General features: G+C 70.6%; 15 protein-coding genes. 10 read left to right on the forward strand and 5 right to left on the reverse strand.

Annotated features, from left to right (window positions below; all coding sequences use genetic code 11):
* Window positions 1–227: 227 nt before the first annotated feature.
* Window positions 228–1,868 (reverse strand): phosphoglucomutase (alpha-D-glucose-1,6-bisphosphate-dependent), encoded by a 1,641-nt coding sequence (gene pgm / locus ACIRQP_RS13670; protein ID WP_403888209.1) that lies wholly within the window; start codon window positions 1,866–1,868, stop codon window positions 228–230.
* A gap of 272 nt (window positions 1,869–2,140) precedes the next feature.
* On the opposite strand from pgm, the gene ACIRQP_RS13675 reads away from it, so the two are divergent.
* On the forward strand, window positions 2,141–2,629 hold the full coding sequence (locus ACIRQP_RS13675; protein ID WP_403888212.1) for a LacI family DNA-binding transcriptional regulator: 489 nt from the start codon (window positions 2,141–2,143) through the stop codon (window positions 2,627–2,629).
* A 147-nt stretch (window positions 2,630–2,776) separates the two neighbouring features.
* Here ACIRQP_RS13675 and ACIRQP_RS13680 read toward each other — a convergent pair whose 3' ends face one another.
* Both ACIRQP_RS13680 and ACIRQP_RS13685 read right to left on the reverse strand, forming a co-directional pair.
* Entirely contained in the window at window positions 2,777–3,511 is a 735-nt protein-coding gene (locus ACIRQP_RS13680) for a chitinase (protein WP_403888215.1), read from the reverse strand.
* A 130-nt stretch (window positions 3,512–3,641) separates the two neighbouring features.
* Window positions 3,642–4,160: a lytic polysaccharide monooxygenase auxiliary activity family 9 protein gene (locus tag ACIRQP_RS13685; RefSeq protein WP_129768454.1), complete on the reverse strand. Its 519-nt coding sequence runs from the start codon at window positions 4,158–4,160 to the stop codon at window positions 3,642–3,644.
* 350 nt (window positions 4,161–4,510) lie between these two features.
* Here ACIRQP_RS13685 and ACIRQP_RS13690 point away from each other — a divergent pair, with 350 nt between their 5' ends.
* The 3 genes from ACIRQP_RS13690 (at window position 4,511) to ACIRQP_RS13700 (ending at window position 8,952) form a co-directional block, all read left to right on the forward strand.
* On the forward strand, window positions 4,511–7,042 hold the full coding sequence (locus ACIRQP_RS13690) for an MMPL family transporter (protein WP_403888217.1): 2,532 nt from the start codon (window positions 4,511–4,513) through the stop codon (window positions 7,040–7,042).
* 177 nt (window positions 7,043–7,219) lie between these two features.
* Window positions 7,220–8,650 carry a glycoside hydrolase family 76 protein gene (locus ACIRQP_RS13695; protein WP_403888589.1) on the forward strand — a complete coding sequence of 477 codons (1,431 nt, stop codon included), beginning with the start codon at window positions 7,220–7,222 and terminating at the stop codon, window positions 8,648–8,650.
* Window positions 8,651–8,754: 104 nt separating this feature from the next.
* On the forward strand, window positions 8,755–8,952 hold the full coding sequence (locus ACIRQP_RS13700) for an antitoxin (RefSeq protein WP_403888592.1): 198 nt from the start codon (window positions 8,755–8,757) through the stop codon (window positions 8,950–8,952).
* Window positions 8,953–9,037: 85 nt separating this feature from the next.
* Here the strand turns inward: ACIRQP_RS13700 and ACIRQP_RS13705 are convergent, their stop codons facing one another.
* Window positions 9,038–9,691, reverse strand: a complete 654-nt coding sequence (locus ACIRQP_RS13705; RefSeq protein ID WP_403888220.1) for an endonuclease — start codon at window positions 9,689–9,691, stop codon at window positions 9,038–9,040.
* A 197-nt stretch (window positions 9,692–9,888) separates the two neighbouring features.
* Here ACIRQP_RS13705 and ACIRQP_RS13710 point away from each other — a divergent pair, with 197 nt between their 5' ends.
* The 4 genes from ACIRQP_RS13710 to ACIRQP_RS13725 all read left to right on the forward strand — a co-directional run bounded on the left by ACIRQP_RS13710 (window position 9,889) and on the right by ACIRQP_RS13725 (window position 13,443).
* On the forward strand, window positions 9,889–11,148 hold the full coding sequence (locus ACIRQP_RS13710) for an SGNH/GDSL hydrolase family protein (protein WP_403888222.1): 1,260 nt from the start codon (window positions 9,889–9,891) through the stop codon (window positions 11,146–11,148).
* A 406-nt stretch (window positions 11,149–11,554) separates the two neighbouring features.
* A complete protein-coding gene (locus ACIRQP_RS13715) occupies window positions 11,555–12,106 on the forward strand; it encodes a DoxX family protein (protein ID WP_403888225.1) in 552 nt (183 codons plus the stop codon).
* 320 nt (window positions 12,107–12,426) lie between these two features.
* The gene (locus ACIRQP_RS13720) at window positions 12,427–12,771 is read left to right on the forward strand and encodes a GNAT family N-acetyltransferase (protein ID WP_403888228.1); all 345 of its coding nucleotides are present in this window, start codon (window positions 12,427–12,429) and stop codon (window positions 12,769–12,771) included.
* 42 nt (window positions 12,772–12,813) lie between these two features.
* Window positions 12,814–13,443 (forward strand): aspartate/glutamate racemase family protein, encoded by a 630-nt coding sequence (locus ACIRQP_RS13725; protein WP_403888231.1) that lies wholly within the window; start codon window positions 12,814–12,816, stop codon window positions 13,441–13,443.
* Between the two features lie 404 nt (window positions 13,444–13,847).
* Here ACIRQP_RS13725 and gndA read toward each other — a convergent pair whose 3' ends face one another.
* Window positions 13,848–15,290 carry an NADP-dependent phosphogluconate dehydrogenase gene (gndA, locus tag ACIRQP_RS13730; RefSeq protein ID WP_403888234.1) on the reverse strand — a complete coding sequence of 481 codons (1,443 nt, stop codon included), beginning with the start codon at window positions 15,288–15,290 and terminating at the stop codon, window positions 13,848–13,850.
* 283 nt (window positions 15,291–15,573) lie between these two features.
* On the opposite strand from gndA, the gene ACIRQP_RS13735 reads away from it, so the two are divergent.
* Both ACIRQP_RS13735 and ACIRQP_RS13740 read left to right on the forward strand, forming a co-directional pair.
* Window positions 15,574–16,692 carry a DUF1996 domain-containing protein gene (locus ACIRQP_RS13735; RefSeq protein WP_403888237.1) on the forward strand — a complete coding sequence of 373 codons (1,119 nt, stop codon included), beginning with the start codon at window positions 15,574–15,576 and terminating at the stop codon, window positions 16,690–16,692.
* Between the two features lie 116 nt (window positions 16,693–16,808).
* A complete protein-coding gene (locus ACIRQP_RS13740; protein ID WP_403888240.1) occupies window positions 16,809–18,578 on the forward strand; it encodes a discoidin domain-containing protein in 1,770 nt (589 codons plus the stop codon).
* The last annotated feature ends 182 nt before the right edge of the window (window positions 18,579–18,760 follow it).

Genomic DNA, 18,760 nt, shown 5'->3' on the forward strand with positions numbered 1-18,760 from the left:
CTGCCCGCGCGATACGCACCCGTCGCGCGCCCTGCGGGGGGGGTGGGGGGGGGGGGGGGGGGGGGGCGGCGGGGGGCGGGCGGGGGGGGGGGGGGGGGGGGGGGCCCCCGCTCCGCCCTCGATCCGCCGCCGATCCGCCCCGTTCCGGACGCGTACGGACGCGTACGGCGCGTACGGGTGCGCGTACCGGGGACGTACGGTCCGTACCGGGCCCCGATCCGCCGTCGTCAGCCTCCCAGCGCCGCGGAGACGACGCTCCTGGCCTCCTCCTGCACCCGGCCGAGGTGATCGGGCCCCTGGAAGGACTCGGCGTAGATCTTGTAGACGTCCTCGGTGCCCGAGGGGCGCGCGGCGAACCAGGCGTTCTCCGTGGTCACCTTGATACCGCCGATGGGCGCGCCGTTGCCCGGTGCCTCGGTGAGCACCGCGGTGACCCGCTCCCCGGCGAGGGTGTCGGCCGTGACCTGCTCGGGCGAGAGCCGGGCCAGGACGGCCTTCTCCGCCGGGGTGGCCGGGGCGTCGATCCGGGCGTAGGCGGGCTCGCCGAAGCGGCCGGTCAGCGCGGCGTAGTGCTCGGAGGGCGTCCTGCCGGTGACCGCGAGGATCTCGGAGGCGAGGAGGGCCAGGATGATGCCGTCCTTGTCGGTGGTCCACACCGAGCCGTCGCGGCGCAGGAAGGACGCCCCGGCCGACTCCTCGCCGCCGAAGCCGAGCGACCCGCCGATCAGCCCGTCCACGAACCATTTGAAGCCGACGGGCACTTCGACCAGTTGACGGCCGAGGTCGGCGGCGACCCGGTCGATCATCCCGGACGAGACCAGCGTCTTGCCGACGCCCGCCCCCGCGGGCCACCGCTCACGGTGGGCGTAGAGATAGGCGATGGCGGCGGCGAGATAGTGATTGGGGTTCATCAGCCCGGCGTCCGGGGTGACGATGCCGTGCCGGTCGGCGTCGGCGTCGTTGCCGGTGGCGATCTGGTACTCGTCGCGCCGGCCGATCAGTGAGGCCATGGCGTACGGCGACGAGCAGTCCATCCGGATCTTGCCGTCCCAGTCCAGCGTCATGAACCGCCAGGTGGGGTCGGTCAGCGGATTGACCACCGTCAGATCGAGCCGGTGCTCCTCGGCGATCCGGCCCCAGTACGCCACCGACGCGCCGCCCAGCGGGTCCGCGCCGATGCGTACGCCCGCGCCGCGCACCGCGTCCAGATCGAGTACGGCCGGCAGATCCGCCACATACGTGCCGAGGAAGTCGTGGCGCCCGGTGGTCGGCGCGGCCAGCGCGCGGGCGTAGGGCAGCCGCCGTACGTCCTTCAGACCGCCCGCGATGATCTCGTTGGCCCGGTCCTGGATCCAGTTGGTCGCGTCGGAGCCGGCCGGGCCGCCGTTGGGCGGGTTGTACTTGAACCCGCCGTCGGCGGGCGGGTTGTGGGATGGGGTGACGACCACACCGTCCGCCAGGCCCGAGGAGCGGCCGCGGTTGTGGGTGAGCACGGCGTGCGACACGGCGGGCGTGGGGGTGTAGCCGTCGGCGGAGTCGATCAGCACGGTCACGTCGTTCGCGGCGAACACCTCGACGGCGGTCACCCGGGCGGGCTCGGAGAGCGCGTGGGTGTCGGCGCCGAGGAAGAGCGGCCCGTTGGTGCCCTGCCGGGTCCGGTACTCACAGATCGCCTGGCTGGTCGCCGCGATGTGGTCCTCGTTGAACGCGGTGGCCAGCGACGACCCGCGGTGCCCGGAGGTCCCGAACGCCACGCGCTGGCCCGGTTCCTCCGGGTCCGGATGCAGCGCGTAGTACGCGGTCACCAGCCGGGCGACATCGATCAGATCCTCCGGCCGCGCCTGCTGTCCCGCTCGTTCGTGTGCCATCTGCGCACTCCTCCATCTGGGTTGTCACGATCCGCTCGTAGGTTCATCTTCCCGGGTCGCCGCCACGCCGGACGGATGCCCCGCCGCACGCACGCCCGGTGCGGCCCGACGCCCTGTGTTCCCGGGCGCCACAGGGGTGTTCGATGCCATGGTGAACAGCGGCTTCCGCACGTTCACCGGATTCTCCCCGGAGTCGTACCCACACCGTCGAAGGGGGCGAGGATGGCTACCATCAGGGACGTCGCCCGGCGGGCCGGGGTCGCGCCTGGGCCGTGTCTGACAAATCCCGCCTGGCTATTTATCAGACACGCCCTGGCACCGTCTCGTACGTCTTCAATGGCTCCCGCACCATCTCCGAGAAGACGCGACGACGGGTGCGGGAGGCCGTGGACGCCCTCGGCTACCACCCCCGGGCCAGCGCGCGGACGCTGCGCAGCAGCCGTACGCAGGTGCCGGCCCTGGCGCTGCCCCGCGCGGCCGGGCTCCCGGACTCCGTGGACGGCCGGTTCGCGATCGACGTCAGCGACGCCGCCAACGCACTCGGCTACGACCTGCTGTTGACCATGTCCCAGGACAAGGCCGGAGGGCTGCGGAGGGTGGCGCTCAGCGGCCTCGCCGATGCCGCCGCGGGGGTGCTGCGCGAGGCCACCGGGCGGGGCAACGAGGCCGGTGGGCGGCTGCTCGCCGCGTCCGTGGGCCAGTTGCTGATACGTCCGGTCCTGCTGCCGGGCACGGATTCCCTCGGCTCGCCCACGCGCTGAGCCCGCCGTCCGGAACTCCCCGGCGTCGCACTGCTCCTGACGATAGGTCAACTGAACGCCAGGCGGCGGTGCCACCGGCCATGAGCCGGTGACACCGCCCTTGACACTCCCGCGCGGTACGTTCGGCGGGACGTGCCGGTGTCTGCGTCAGCAACTGAGATTGGCGCCCGTCCCCACCCCGAGGATCTGGGTGAACTTCGTGTAGTTGTTGATCCGGCTCTGCACCTGGCCGGGGTTTCCACCGTTGCATTCGATACTGCCGTTGATGCTGCGAATGGTCTCGCCGAATCCGGCGCCATTCACCATCGCGTTGTGCGGCGTCATGGTTCCGGGACCGCTCTGGGTGTTCCAGTACCAGAGACCGGTCTTCCACGCCACGGCCGAGTCGTTCTGCACGAGATCCGGGTTGTTCAGCAGATCGATGCCGAGCGCGTCACCCGCGCTCTTGTAGTTGAAGTTCCAGCTGAGCTGAATCGGTCCGCGCCCGTAGTACTTGTCGTTTCCGGCCGGACAGCCGTAGGGCTGCGACGCGTCGCAATAGTGTGGATAATTCGCGGTGTTCTGCTCCACGATATGGACCAGACCGCCGGTCTCGTGGCTGACATTGGCCAGGAACGCCGCGGCTTCCTGTTTCCGTACGGTGTCGCTTCCCGTACCGGCGAAGCCCGGATAGGCGCTCAGCGCGGCGGTCAGACCGCTGTACGTGTAGAACGGATTCCGGTTCGGGAACATCTGGTTGAACTGGCCCTCGCTGACGACGAAATCGGCCGCCGCCCGCTGGGTCTGGGCCGACTGCGCCACGGAGGAGGGCGCGAGGGAGAGCAGGGAGAACGCGGCGGCCGCGGCCGTCGCGGTGACCAGTCCGATGAGGCGCTGACGCATGAGTGACTCACTCTCTGGATCGGCCGCCGAACGCGTGGCGGCCCATGCGTATGTGGTGGGGGGTGGTGGCGGTCACGGGCGAGCCCCGAGTGGGGTGTCAGGGGCTCGCCCGGCGTGTGGGGAGCTTCGCTCAGCCGCCGACGTTCACATCGATGCAGGCGTAGAAGGCGTTCGTGGTGTCGGCGATATTCCACACCGCCAGTACCTTCTGCTTCCCCGACAGGCCGCCGAAGTTCACCTGATGGGTCACGGTCGCGCCGGGCTGCGCGCCATTGTCGTTGAACTCGGCTATCTTCTGCCCGCTCGCGAAGTACTGCCAGGTGCTGGTGGAATGACGCGCGGTCAGCTTCCACTGGAATGATGTGCTGCTGCCGACGGGGGTGACGGTCCAGCCCTTGGAGTCGTCGTCGAGATCGGAGAACCGGGAGTTTCCGCCGCTGCAACTGGTGAGCCCCTTGGGCCCTTCCACGCTCTGCGGCTCATAGGTGATGTCACCGCAGCTGACGGTTCCCGCGGCGCACTGCGCCTGCCGGCTCGGCGGAGTGGAGATATATCCGTGGGCGCTCGCGGAACTCGCGGGAAGGCTCACGGCGAGAACCGGGGCGACAACGGCGCCGAGTACGGCGGCCAGCTTCCTTTTCGTGTGCATGCGTACTCCTTCACATCAGGTCTTCCCGCGCGGTCACCGGATTCGTGGGGGAATCCGGAAACAGCGGGTCGGCCTCTCGAGTGTGGGGGCCAAGAGGCGCGAAGGGCGGCGGTGGATTCCGTTCGCGGACACGGTGAAATGACGTTGCATCCGGAAAGGTCTCGACCACTTGGACTAGACCATACAGGTCGACGTGCCCCCGTCAAGAGGGTTGCGGGAAAGGCCGGTTGAGGCGGAGCGGTACCAGGGCACGCCGGGCAAAAGGCGTGAACGCCAATATTTCTGATGGAACGTATAAAATGGCTGCATTTGCCAGGTTTCGCTGATGTTCACGCCCGCTGGGGGGACGCATGACTTCGCAGAGCGGTACGGAAGTGAAAGACCCCGGAAGTCAGGTCAGGGCCGGTCGGCTACGGCGGCTGGGGGAGTGGTGCGCCCGGCACTTCATCGCGGTCATCGTGCTCTGGCTCATCGCGCTCGGCGGGCTGCACGGACTCAATGCCGCGTTCGGCGGCACCTACTCCGACAACTTCTCGCTCCCCGGTACGCAGTCGGACGAGGGGGCGCGGGTGCTCGGCCGGCATGTCCCGGGGGCGGGCGGCGTCGGCGCCCAAGTGGTGCTGTATGACGCGCGGCAGCCGCTGACCGGCGTACGGAGCCAGGTCGACCGGGCGGTCGACTCGCTCAGGACGCTCCCGCACGTACTGTCCGCCACGAGCCCGCTGCCCTCGGCGCACTCCGCGCCGCCCACCGGGGGACTGACCCCCGACGGCAGGACCGGCTACATCGGCATCCAGTTCGACGCCACCCCGACCTCGTTCGGTCACTCCTATCTCCGCGGGGTCGACGCGGCGGTCGAGCCGCTCCGTGCCGCCGGTGTGCAGGTCGAGTACGGGGGGCTGCTCGGTGAACTGGCCCGGCCCCTGCCCGCCGATCTGACCAGCGAGATCATCGGATTCGCGGTGGCGGTGATCGTCCTGCTGATCGGCTTCGGCAGTATCATCGGCGCCGGGATTCCGCTGGTCACCGCGCTGGTCGGCGTCGTCGTCGGGGTGAGCTGTCTGGGCCTGATCGCCGCGGCCACCACCTTCGCCAGCGTCTCGCCCACCCTGGCCACCATGATCGGTCTGGGCGTCGGGATCGACTACGCGCTGTTTCTGATCACCCGTCACCGACAGCGGCTCATGGACGGGGCCGACCCGGTGACGGCGGCCGGCCGGGCGGTCTCCACCAGCGGCCGTGCCGTCATCGTCTCGGGCTGCACCGTCATCGTCGCCCTCGCCGGGCTGTATGTGTCGCAACTCGGCTTCATCGGCAAGCTGGGCGTCGCCGCCGCCGTCACGGTCGTCACCGCCGTCGTCGGGGCCATCACGCTGGTGCCCGCGCTGCTCGGACTCGCCGGGCGCCGCATCGACCGCTACTGGGTCCGCCGGCCGGTGGCGGAAGGCGACCCGGCGCCGGCACCGAACGGTGTGAAGCGCGGGAAGCCTGCGGAACACAGGGAACACAAGGAGCGCGGGAAGCCTGAGGAACACGGGAAGCATGAGGAACACGGGGAGCGCGAGGAGCGCGAGGAGCGCCGGGAGCGTGCGGAACGGACGAAGCGCACGGAGCCGGCCGACGGGGAGCCGCACGACGGCTGGCACCGGTACGCGCTGCGGGTGGAACACCGCCCCTGGTGGTTCCTGCTCGCTGGACTCGTGGTGGTGGGCGTGCTCGCGATCCCGCTGTTCTCCATCCGCCTCGGACACATCGACGACGGCGCCGACCCCACCAGCTTCACCGACCGACGCGCCTACGACCTGATCTCGGCCGGCTTCGGACCGGGCGCGAACGGGCCGTTCGTCCTCGTCGTCGACCAGAGCGCGGTGCCGGCGGCCGACCGCCCCGCGCTGGCGTCCCGGCTCGGCAGGGCACTCACCGATGTCCCGGACGCGGCCGGTATCACCCCTCTCCGGCCCACCCCCGACGGTCAGTTGCTGACCGGTACGGCGATCCCCAGCGGCTCGCCGCAGTCGGCCGGGACCACCAGGCTCTTCCATCACCTCACGGACGACATCCTGCCGGGGGCCGTGTCGGGCACCGGCGCGAAGACGTATGTGACGGGCGCGACCGCCGCCATGGAGGACTTCCTCGGTCTCATCACCGCCCGGCTCCCGCTCATCATCGGCGTCGTCGTCGCCCTGTCGTTCGTCATCATCCTGATCGTGTTCCGCGGCCTGCTGGTGGCTCTCAAGGCCGCCGTGCTCAATCTGCTGTCGATCGCCGCGTCGTACGGAGTGGTGGTCGCCGTCTTCCAATGGGGCTGGGGCGGGCCCTCGTTGGGCATCTCGGGCGCCGTGCCGATCGAGAGCTATGTGCCGATGATGATGTTCGCCATCGTCTTCGGGCTGAGCATGGACTACGAGGTGTTCCTGCTCGCGCGGGTCCAGGAGTCATGGCTGCGTACCCATGAGAGCCGGGGGAGCGTGGCGCTCGGTCTGGAGATCACGGCGCGGGTGATCAGCTGCGCCGCGCTCATCATGGTCAGCGTCTTCGCCGCGTTCATCCTGAGCGACAACATCGTGGTGAAGATGCTGGGTCTCGGCCTGGCGGTGAGCGTTCTCATCGACGCCACGATCGTCCGCCTGCTGCTGGTCCCCGCGGTGATGACCCTGCTCGGCACGAGCGCTTGGTGGCTGCCCCGGTGGCTGGACCGGATCCTGCCCCGGGTGGACAGGGTGGACAGGGTGGACAGGGTGGACAGGGTGGACAGGGTGGACAGGGTGGACAGGGTGGACAGGGTGGACAGGGAGGACAGGGAGGGCGACGAGGCGACGCCGTACCGGCGGAGCGTGTCCGGCGGGCGTCCGGGGGCCGGAGTCCGGGGCCATCCCCATTGACCCGGTCGCGTTGACCCGGTCGCACTCGTTGACGTGAGCGCGTCACGGTCGTACGTTCCGGGAACGCGCTCCATCGTCCGCCCTCACCCGCGTCGCCCGACCATGGAGTGGCCCATGTGGAGAACGTTGTCAGCCCGGATGCGTCAGCTGATGGCACCGGCCGTCACCGCGCTGGTGATGAGCACGCTCGCGGCGGTGACGCCCCAAGCCGTCGCGGCCACGCCCGCCGCCCCCGCGGCCGCTCCCGCCGCCGCCATCTGCAACGCGTACTGCGACGCCCGCGACCCCGCGCTCGCGCCGGCGGTCCGCACCCCCGTCACCACCACGGTCTTCTCGCGGGCCATCTCCCTGCACTTCGACGACCACGACGCGATGGGCTGGGCCTCGATCGACAACGGCGGTCCGGGCGACGAGGTCTGGCTCGACCGGTCCTTCGACGGCGGGCGCACCTGGAGCTCCGGCAGCCGCCTCGGTGCCACCGCCGTGCCCACCGGACAGCGTGGTTGGCGCACCCTGATGTACAACGTGGACGACTGGAACAACCGTGGCGTCGGCGCCCTGCGCGCCTGCGGCAAGGCCGGCGACCGTACGGAGATCGCGTGCACGCCGTGGGCGCGTACGACCTGGAACGCGTACGACCGGCGTACGGCCGCGGCCACCGCGCAGATGCAGTTCTACAACAACGGAACCGGTCTGTTCGACACCACCGGCTGGTGGAACTCCGCCAACGCCCTCACCGCGGTCATCGACAACATCCGGGTCACCGGCATGCCCAGCTACCGGTACGCCATCGCCCACACCTACGACCGCCAACTGGGCGCGGCGGACGGTCAGTTCCGCAACGACTACATCGACGACACCGGATGGTGGGGACTGGCCTGGGTCGCCGCGTACGACGCGACCGGCGACAGCCGCTATCTGAACACCGCACGCGCGGACGCCGACCACATGGCCGCGTACTGGGACGGCACCTGCGGCGGCGGTGTGTGGTGGAGTACGGCCAGGACCTACAAGAACGCCATCGCCAACTCCCTCTACATCCAGCTCAACGCGGCGCTCCACAACCGGATCCCGGGCGACACGGCCTATCTGGGCCGGGCCCGCGCCGGCTGGTCCTGGTTCCAGGGGACCGGGATGGTCAATGGCTCGCGGCTGGTGAACGACGGTATCGATCTGGGCACCTGCCGCAACAACAACGGCACCGTGTGGTCGTACAACCAGGGCGTGCTGCTGGGCGCGCTCACCGAGCTGCACCGTGCCACCCAGGACGGCCAACTCCTCACCACCGCACGGCAGCTGGCCGACGCGGCGACGACCGCCCCGTCGCTGCACACCGCGGACGGCATCCTGCGCGATCCCTGCGAGGGCGGGGACTGCGGGGCCGACGGACCGTCGTTCAAGGGCGCTCACGTACGCGGGCTCGGCAAGCTCAACGCCGCGCTCGCCGACCATCCCTACACGGGGTATCTGAGGAAGCAGGCCGACACCGCGTACGCCCGGGACCGTACTCCGCTCGACCAGTACGGGCTGCGCTGGAGCGGCCCGCTCGACAGGGCGGACGCCGCCCGCCAGCACAGCGCGCTCGACCTGCTCAACGCCGCTCCCTGAGGCGTGGCGGACGCGGACCGCGGTGCTGCCGGCCGCTGCGGATGCGGGATCGACCGGTAGCGGTGAAGGTGGACGTGACCACCGTTCCGAGCGAGGAGCAGAACATGTCGATGCTCGACAAGTTGAAGGGCCTCTTGAAGGGCCATGAGAATCAGGCGCGCCAAGGGGTGGAGAAGGCGGGCGACGCGTTCGACCGGAAGACGGGCAACAAGTACAAGGACCAGGTGGACACCGTCCAGAAGAAGATCAACGAGCAGATCGGCACGGAGCCCCCGAAGGACGACAGACCGCCGCACGGCTGACGGGCGGTCCGACGGCGGGCGGGCCGCCGGGCGCGGATCACCCCACTGGCCGGCGGTCCGCGCACCGTCGGTCACCGCGACCGGCTCAGCCCTGTTCCTTCCGGCTCAGCCCTGCTTTCTTCCGTTCCAGGGCGGCCCGTACCATCGCCGCCGCGAAGAGGGCCGGATCGGTGTCACCGGTCAGCCGCGCCAGCGCCTTGGGCTCGTCCGGCAGCCCGCGCCTGTGCGCTCCCTGGAGGGCCTTCGCGTCCAGGTACGGGGCGACTTCGGGCCAGACCCCCTGGACCTCGCGCAGAAAGATGTCCACACCGACGGGGCCGAGGCCGGGGACCTCGCGGAGCAGCGACCGCAGGGTGGCGATGTCTCCGCCCGCGGTCTCGCGGAGCCGGCGCAGATCCCCGCCGTACTTCTCCAGCAGCAGCTCGGCACCCACGCCGAGCTGTGTCGCGGTGCGCTCGTCGTAGCGGCGGTAGCCCCCTTCGCCCAGCGCGTCCACACGCTGCTGCCAGGTGGCGTCGGCCATATGGCGCGCGTCGCGCAGCCCGGCGTGAGAGAGCGCGCGGGAGGCCGAGACGGCGGTCTCACTGCGGATCCGCGCGCTCAGCAGACAGGACAGCACCAGCAACTGGTAGAGCGGCTTGGGGGTGTTCCGCAGATGGATACCCGCCTCATCGGCGTAGGTCCGGCCATAGGTGTCGAGCAGGTCCCGTACGGCCTCACGGGTGCTGGTTGTCGGCACGACGCACCTCCTCCGTCCGGCGGACGCCAGCGCGGGCGATCCGGTGATCCGTACCCACGGCGTCGTTCAGCGGCCGTTTCCATTGTGACGCGGTCAGGTATCAGCCGCATGTGTTCGGGCATCGAACCGGAAGCGCTTTCTGTCCGTGTCATGAATGACATGGACACGACTTCCGCTACGAGAGGGATCACCCCGTAATGAACAGACCGGAGTTCCCCCGACGCGTCCGGCGCACGGTCGCCGTTGCCGTTCTCGCTCTCTGTTCGGTCCTCGCGGTCCCGACCGCGTCCTCCGCCCTTCCCGTCCCGACCGCCCCCGCCGCCGCACCGGCGGCCGTCTCCGCCGCCACCACCCCCGTCGTCACCTGGGCGGCGAGCGCGGACCGGCTCGATGCCGCCGTGCCCGCGCGCACCCACCGGGTCGTCGTCCACACCAGCGCGGGCGGCAGCGCGCTGCGGATCCGGCTGTCGAACGCCTTCGGCGAGCAGCCGGTCACTTTCGGGCGCGCCTATGCGGGGGTACGGGCCTCGGGCGCGGCCCTGGTGCCCGGCAGCAACCGCGCGCTGTCCTTCCGCGGCGCCGCCTCGGTCACGGTCCCGCCCGGCGGGTCCGTATACAGCGATCCGCTGCCCGGCACCGTACGCCCGCAGTCCGATCTGGCCATCAGCGTGTACGTACAGGACGCGGCCGGGACCGCCACCGGCCACCGGATGGGGCTCCAGACCTCCTACATCGCGCCCGACGGCGACCGCGCGGCCGAGGACACCGCCACGGCCTTCACCCAGCAGACCGGCTTCCGCTACTACCTCGACGCGGTCGTGGTCGACGCCCCGCGCGGCACCGGGGCCGTCGTCGCGCTCGGCGACTCGATCACCGACGGCGCCATCTCCACCGCGGATGCCAACCGCCGCTGGCCCGACTTCCTCGCCGGGCGGCTCCAGAGCGATCGCCGCACCTCCGTCAAGGGCGTGGCCAACGAGGGGATCTCGGGCAACAAGGTCCTCTCCGACGGCGCGGGCGAGAGCGCGCTGAAGCGGCTCGACCGGGACGTCCTGTCGCAGCGCGGTCTGCGCACGGTGATCCTGCTCGAAGGCGTCAATGACATCAAGGCGACCCCGGCCCCCACGGCCGCCCAAGTCATCGCCGGATACCGGGAGATCATCGCCCGGACGCATGCGGCCGGTGCCTGTGTGGTGGGCGCGACCGTCATGCCGTACGAGGGCTGGCGGGAGTGGAGCGCGGGCGGCGAAGCGGTCCGCCAGGAGGTCAACACCTTCATCCGGGAGAGCGGCGCGTTCGACGGGTTCGTGGACTTCGACGCGGCGGTCAAGGACCCGGCGGCGCCTTCGAAGATCCTGCCCGCGTACGACAGCGGGGACCATCTGCACCCGAACGACGCGGGGATGAAGGTCATGAGCGACTCCGTCGATGTGCGCGCTCTGCGCTGCGGCCGATAATCACGGCTCACGGCTCACGGCTGTCACGGTGCGAGGGGGCGGAGGCGCGTAACGGCCTCTGCCCCCGGGCCGGTACGAGGCGTGGCGGTCCGTCCGGGCGGCTCGGCCGAGCCGCCGCGGCGCGGTGCCCGATCGGCCGAGCCGGACCGTCTGACCCCACGTCAGCTCCAGGGCGTCTCTCTCCATGCCGTCGCCGAAGGCCACCAGCCGGTCGGACTCGATGGTGACCCCCTTCTTTTCGTCAACGCGACGATATCGAGGGACTGGTTATCGTCAAAATGACGGGAGTGGGTGGGGTGGTCCGGTCCCCACCCGTACGGCCCATCAACGCCGCCCCCCGGCCCGCCGCGCCACAGAGAGTGGAGTCGTACGTTCGCGCGCCGCCCCCACACCCATGGAGTCCGCCATGACCTGTCACAGCCGACGCGATCTCGGCCTGCTCGCCCTGCGACTGGGCACCGGCGCGGTGATCGCCGCGCATGGCACCCAGAAACTGTTCGGCTGGTTCGGCGGCGGCGACATCGACGGGGTGGCTCAGGCATTCGAGGCGATGGGCTTCCGGCCGGGCAGACCAAGCGTGATCGCCTCCGGGCTCGTGGAGGCCGGCGGCGGCGCACTGCTGGCACTCGGTCTGGCCACCCCGGCGGCCGGGGCGGCGGTGGCGGGCGGCATGGCGGCAGCCACCTCGGTACACGCCCCCAACGGATTCTTCGCCACGTCGGGCGGCTTCGAATACCCGGCCGTCCTCGGCTGGACCGCGGCCTCCATCGGTCTCATGGGCGCGGGCCGTTACTCTCTCGACCGCGTCACCTGTCACCGTCTCGACCAGCCCTGGATGGTCCCGGTCGCCTTCGTGACCACGGCGGCGGCGGCGATCGTGATCATCAGAAGGCGTGCCGAGGCGCTGGCGGCCGACCGGCGGGCCGACGCCGCGGACGCCACCCCGGCAGAGGACTGACGCGGCCGTCTCCTGCCTGTCCGCCTCTCCCCGCGAGAGCTTGACGACTGCCTCGTACCGCCTCGTACCGCCTCGTACCGCGCATGCGCGAGATCGCGGACGAGCGGGGGAGGGCTGCCGGTGGCGATCACCTGAGCGTAGGCTTGTGGGGACTTCGCGAGGTGCGGCGGACAGCGGTGCGCGGCGCCCTCGACACCCAGTTGATGGAGCCCGGTTGGGCGACGTCGAGGGCCGGGCATCGGTACGGACATCCGTGGTGTCGCGCCCGGCTCCGGTCCCGTCGTCGTCCTCCGCCGGTCCGACCAGGGAGACTCCACGCCATGGCAGATCTCGACATTCGTGACAACCGGCCGCAGGGCCGCTTCGAGGCATACGACGACGGCGAGGCGGTCGGTGTCATCGACTACTTCCCGCTGGCCGCCACGCCCGCCGCGCTGGTGGCGGTGCATACCGTGGTGGAGAAGGGACACGAGGGCAAGGGCATCGCCGGGACGCTGGTACGGGAGTTCTACGCGATGGCGGCGCGCGAGGGCGTGCCCGTCGTACCTCTGTGCCCGTACGCGGCCGCATGGGCGGGACGCCATCCCGACGAGGCGCCCGAAGCTCCGGCCGAGACGGTCAGGGCCGCGAAGGAGCAGCTGGAAGCTTCGCCGCGGCGTTGGTGAGCGCGCGCGACACGGCGCCGAAGGCCGTCTAGCATCGCGATCATGCTGGCGCTGCTGCACACCTCACCGGTTCACGTTCCGGTCTTCGACGCCCTGCGGGACGCCGACCACCCGGGACTCGTCCTGCGTCATCTGGTGGACGAGTCCCTGCTCATCCGGGCCAGGGCCGAGGGCCCGGACGCCGTCGCCGCCGATGTCGAGTCGGTGCTCGCCGCAGCCGTCGCCGAGGGGGCGACCGCCGCTCTGTGCACCTGCTCGACCATCGGCGAGGTCGCGGAGCGGGCCGCCCCGGCACTCGGCGTGCCCGTCCTGCGGGTCGACCGGCCGATGGCCGTGGCCGCCGCGGCGGCCGACCGGGTCGTGGTGGTCGCCGCGCTGGACAGCACCCTGGGAGCGACGGTGGCGCTGATCCGGCAGGAGGCGGGGGAGCGGCGCATCGAGGTGCGTACCGTACTGGTCGAGGGCGCGTGGGAGCGCTTCGAGGCCGGTGACCGTGACGGCTATCTGGACGCGGTGGCCGCCGCCGTCGACGCCGTCACCGAAGCGGATGTGATCGTGCTCGCCCAGGCGTCGATGGCCGACGCGGCCGAGCGCGCCGTGAGTGACATTCCGGTGTTCTCCAGCCCGCGTCCGGGGCTCAACGCTGCCGCTGCCGCCGCCGTCGCCATCTGACCCGCGCCCGTGTCCGACGCATCGGATACGCGGAGGCGCGCGTGGATCCGGCGAGCGTGGGCAGGCGCTCCGAGAGACATTGGGAACGCACGACTCCCGCACTTCTGGAGGTCCGGCATGACCAGGCCGCGTCTGACACAGCCAGGCCCCTTCCCCGGTCCCGTACCGCGCCCGCCCACCCCGCCGCCGGGCCCGCCGGTGCCGGGGCCCGGTCCCGCCCCGGAGCCCGTCCCCTCGCCACCGAGCCCCGCGCCCATTCCCGAACCCGAACCCATCCCGCACCCGCCGGGCCCCGACCCCGTACCGGAGCCGGAGCCCTCACCCGGGCCACTGGGTTCGCCGCGACCTTGAGGACACGCCCCCCAAGCCGCTACTTCTGAAACACGCCCTGGCAGGCCTCAGCCTCAGCCGGCCGGGACCTCGGAGCGGTCACCGCCCCAGAGCGTGTGGAACGAGCCCTCGCGGTCCGTACGCCGGTAGGTGTGCGCGCCGAAGAAGTCGCGCTGCCCCTGCGTGAGCGCGGCGGGCAGCCGCTCGGCGCGCAGCGCGTCGTAGTACGCGAGCGCCGCCGCGAACCCCGGCGTCGGCACACCCTGGTGCACGGCCGCGGCGACCACCGCGCGCCAGTCGTCCTGCGCCGCGCCGATCTCCTCCGCGAACTGCTTGTCGGACAGCAGGCTCGGCAGGTCCGGCCGCGTGTCGAACGCCCCGCGGATCCGGTCGAGGAACGCGGCGCGGATGATGCAGCCCGCCCGCCAGATCGCGGCCACCGAACCGAGGTCGATGTCCCAGCCGTACTCCTCGCTGCCGGCCTGGATCTGGTGGAAGCCCTGTGTGTACGACACGATCTTCGACGCGTACAACGCCTGCTCGACCTGGTCGGCGAAGCGCGCCGCGTCCGCCTCGCCGAGCGGAGCGGCCGTCGGGCCGGACAGCGTGCGGGACGCCTCGCGCAGCGCGGCGTGTCCGGACAGCGAACGGGCGAAGACCGCCTCGGCGATGCCGGAGACCGGAACGCCCAGATCGAGGGCGATCTGCACCGTCCAGCGGCCGGTGCCCTTCTGCTCGGCCTGGTCGGTCACGATGTCCACGAACGGCTTGCCGGTCGCCTCATCGGTATGGGCGAGCACCTCGGCCGTGATCTCGATCAGATACGAGTCGAGCCGACCGGTGTTCCAGGACCGGAAGGTCTCCGCGATCTTCGCGGGGGAGTAGCCCGCCACGGACCGCAGCAGGTGGTACGCCTCGGCGATCAGCTGCATATCGGCGTACTCGATGCCGTTGTGCACCATCTTCACGAAGTGGCCCGCGCCGTCGGGGCCGATATGGGCCACGCAGGGCGCGCCGTCGGGGGCCTTCGCGGCGATCCGCTCCAGCAGCGGGCCGAGCGACGCGTACGACTCGGCGGATCCGCCCGGCATGATGCTCGGCCCGTGCAGGGCACCCTCCTCACCGCCCGAGATGCCCACGCCCACGAAGTGGATGCCGCGCTCGCGCAGTTCCCGCTCCCGGCGCCGGGTGTCCGCGAAGTGGGCGTTCCCGCCGTCGATGATGACGTCGCCCTCCTCCAGCAGCGGGGCGAACTCCTCGATCACGGCGTCCGTCGGTTCGCCGGCCTTCACCATGATGACCAGACGCCTCGGCCGCTCCAGTGCCGCGACGAACTCCGCCGCTGACTCGGCGGCGACGAAGGCGCCCTCGTCACCGAACTCTTCCACCAGGGCGCGGGTCTTCGACACGGTGCGGTTGTGCACGGCGACGGTGAAGCCGTTGCGGGCGAAGTTGCGGGCGAGGTTGCGGCCCATCACCGCGAGCCCCGTGACGCCGATCTGGGCTGTACCACTCATGCGTGCGCTCCTGGATATCCGTCGGATGTGCCGTGCTTCGCCAGTACGTCCCGCCGGGGAGCGATACGCACCGCTGAACACGGCCGTTCACCAATCGTCAAGCCGCCCGGGAGCTTCCGCATTCCGGGCTTGACGCATCGTGCCGTGTCCGGCGCGTGAGCGGCAACAAGGGCCGTGCCCGGGATCGTTCACAGAGTATTGACACCCTCTCAGCGGCGGCGTAACACTGACAAGCCTTGGAGAGCGCTCTCCCGCAGTGATTCCAAGCGGCATGGAGGTCCGCATGGCCGAGAGATTCCGCACCACCGCCCTGATGTCCGCGTTACTCGTCGCCACCGCACTGGCTCTGGTGGCGTTCGGGTTCTCCGCGATTCCGGACACCGCCACCGCCACCACCCCGCGCGCCGCCGACCGGCCGGCCGCGGCGCAGCAGGCGGCGTCCGCCGCCCACGCCGGGCACAAGATGGCCCCCGCCGCCCCCGTGCCGTCGGGGGACGACCCCGACGGGGACGGATACATACCGGCGAACCCGCCCGTGACCGGGGTGGAACCGTCCACCGAGATCCCCCCGCACCGCTACTTCCACGAGTTCCAGGCGAACTGCTCGGTCACCCACACCAGGCCGGACGACCCGATCGTGTTCCCCGGTCAGCCCGGCAAGTCGCACGACCACACGTTCATGGGCAACAGGACGACCGACGCCCACAGCACCACGGCCTCGCTGAGCGGCGGCGGCACGGCGTGCAAGGCGCCGGGCGACAGGTCCGCGTACTGGATGCCGACCCTGTTCAAGGGGGACGCGGCGGTCGCGCCGGTCGGTCCTCAGGTCATCTACTACAAGTCGGGCGTCACCGACTACCGCACGGTGCGGCCGTTCCCCAAGGGGCTGCGCTTCGTCGTCGGCAGCCCGACGCAGTCGGCCGATGAGTTCCGCAACCACCCGGGCTGGGTGGAGGGCTGGGAGTGCGGGAACCAGTACAACAACACCGAAATCCCGGCGTCCTGCCCGACCGCCCAGGACGTTCAGCTCAACCTCCGCTTCCAGGCGCCGAGTTGCTGGGACGGAAAGTATCTGGACACCCCGAACCACCAGAGCCATATGGCCTATCCGGTCGCGCAGGGCGCCAACCAGGACGTCTGCCCGACCTCGCATCCGGTGGCTCTGCCGATGATCGAGTTCAAGATGGCCTGGCCCGTCAACGGTGATATGTCGCGGGTCAGGCTGGCCAGTGGGACGGGACACTCGTTCCACTACGACTTCTTCAACGCGTGGGACGACGCGACGCTGAACGCGCTGGTCCAGCACTGCGTCGTGGGCGCACTCCAGTGTGACGCCCGCGGCTATGACCAGACCCACCCCGAGGCCGGCGCCGCGCTCGACGCCGACTACGAACTGCCCTGACCGGTGCGCTCTCCCCGGTGGGTGCCGCACACCCACCGGGGAGAGCGCTCTCCCGTGCACGTACCTGTGCCCGCACCCGCACCCGCGCCCCCCACAACCCGAGGAGACACCACCCCATGCGTCCACCCGCCTTACACCCTGTACGCAGGCCGGCCGGCAGACCCCGCCGCCTGGCCCCGCTCGCCGTCGCCGGACTCTTCGCCGCCTGTGCGGTGGCCCTCCCGGCCCCCGCCGCGCACGCCGCGGCCAGCGTCGTCAAGGTCACCGGATCACAGGGCTCCTGGCAGCTGACCGTCGACGGAGCGCCCTACCAGGTCAAGGGCCTGACCTGGGGTCCCGCGATGGCGGACGCCGCGCGGTACATGCCCGACGTGAAGTCGACGGGCGCCAACACCGTACGCAGCTGGGGCACCGACGCCACCAGCAAACCGCTGTTCGACGCGGCGGCGGCCAACGGAGTCAAGGTCATCGCCGGCTTCTGGCTCCAGCCGGGCGGTGGTCCGGGCAGCGGTGGCTGTGTCGACTATCTGACGGACACCACCTACAAGAACAACATGCTCGCGGAGTTCCCCAGGTGGGTGGACACCTACAAGGAGCACCCCGGCGTCCTGATGTGGAACGTGGGCAACGAGTCCGTCCTCGGACTCCAGAACTGCTACAGCGGCACCGCGCTGGAGCAGCAGCGTGACGCGTACACCTCCTTCGTCAACGAGATCGCGAAGAAGATCCACGCGGTCGACCCCAACCATCCGGTGACCTCGACGGACGCCTGGACCGGGGCCTGGCCGTACTACAAACGCAACGCGCCCGACCTCGATCTGTACGCGGTGAACTCCTACGGCGATGTCTGCAATATCCGCAAGACCTGGGAGGACGGCGGCTACACCAAGCCCTATATCGTCACCGAGGGCGGTCCCGCCGGCGAGTGGGAGGTGCCCGACGACGCCAACGACGTGCCCGACGAGCCGGCCGACACCGCCAAGGCGAGCGGTTACACCAAGGCGTGGGGCTGTGTCACCGGTCACCCGGGCGTGGCGCTCGGTGCGACACTCTTCCACTACGGCACCGAGTACGACTTCGGCGGCGTCTGGTTCAATCTGCTCCCCGCGGGCCAGAAGCGGCTCTCGTACTACGCGGTGAAGCGGGCCTACGGCGGCGACACCTCCGCCGACAACACTCCGCCGGTGATCTCCTCGATGGCGGTCGACGGCGCAGCCTCGGTCCCGGCCGGCCGGGAGTTCACGGTACGGACGTCGGTCTCGGACCCGGACGGCGACCCGCTCACGTACCAGCTGCTGCTGGGCAGCAAATACCTTGACAATTCAGGCCAGTTGACGGACGTCCGGTTTACCGACGCGGGCAACGGCACCTTCAAGGTCACCGCGCCCGGCCGGCTCGGAGTGTGGAAGGTCTATGTCAAGGCGTCCGACGGCAAGGGCAATGTCGGCATCGAGACGAAGTCCTTCAAGGTGGTGCCGCCGCCGGTCGACGGGACCAATCTCGCCCAGGGCAGGCCGGCCACGGCATCCTCGTCCCAGCCGAGCGGCACCGGCTGTCCCTGCCCCGCGGGCAACGCGGTCGACGGCTCGTTCGACACCCGCTGGGCCAGCGACTGGAGCGACCCGCAGTGGATCCAGGTGGACCTGGGGCGCAAAACGGCGTTCCGGCACGTCCAGCTGGCCTGGGAAACCGCGTATGCCAAGGGCTACACCCTCCAGACCTCCGACAACGGTCAGGACTGGGCCACGCTGAGGACCGTCACCGACGGCGACGGCGGGATCGATGATCACGACGTCGCCGGGGACGCCCGCTATGTGCGGGTCAACGCGACCGCACGGGGCACCGCTTGGGGCTACTCGCTCTACGAGTTCGGGGTGTACGGCTGACGTCGTCGATGGCGCGGAACCCCGCGGCGGGCCACGGATCTTCGTGGCCCGCCGCGAAATGTTTAGCGGGCGATTTTGCGTATACGGGCGCCGCTCGGACGTAAAGCATGGACCGCATCGGGCAGTGATCGGGCACACGCGGAGCCGTATTCGGGCAGTGGTCCATGCAACAGATGTCCTGC

It is taken from the genome of Streptomyces sp. NPDC102274, assembly GCF_044766385.1.
Taxonomy (GTDB): domain Bacteria; phylum Actinomycetota; class Actinomycetes; order Streptomycetales; family Streptomycetaceae; genus Streptomyces.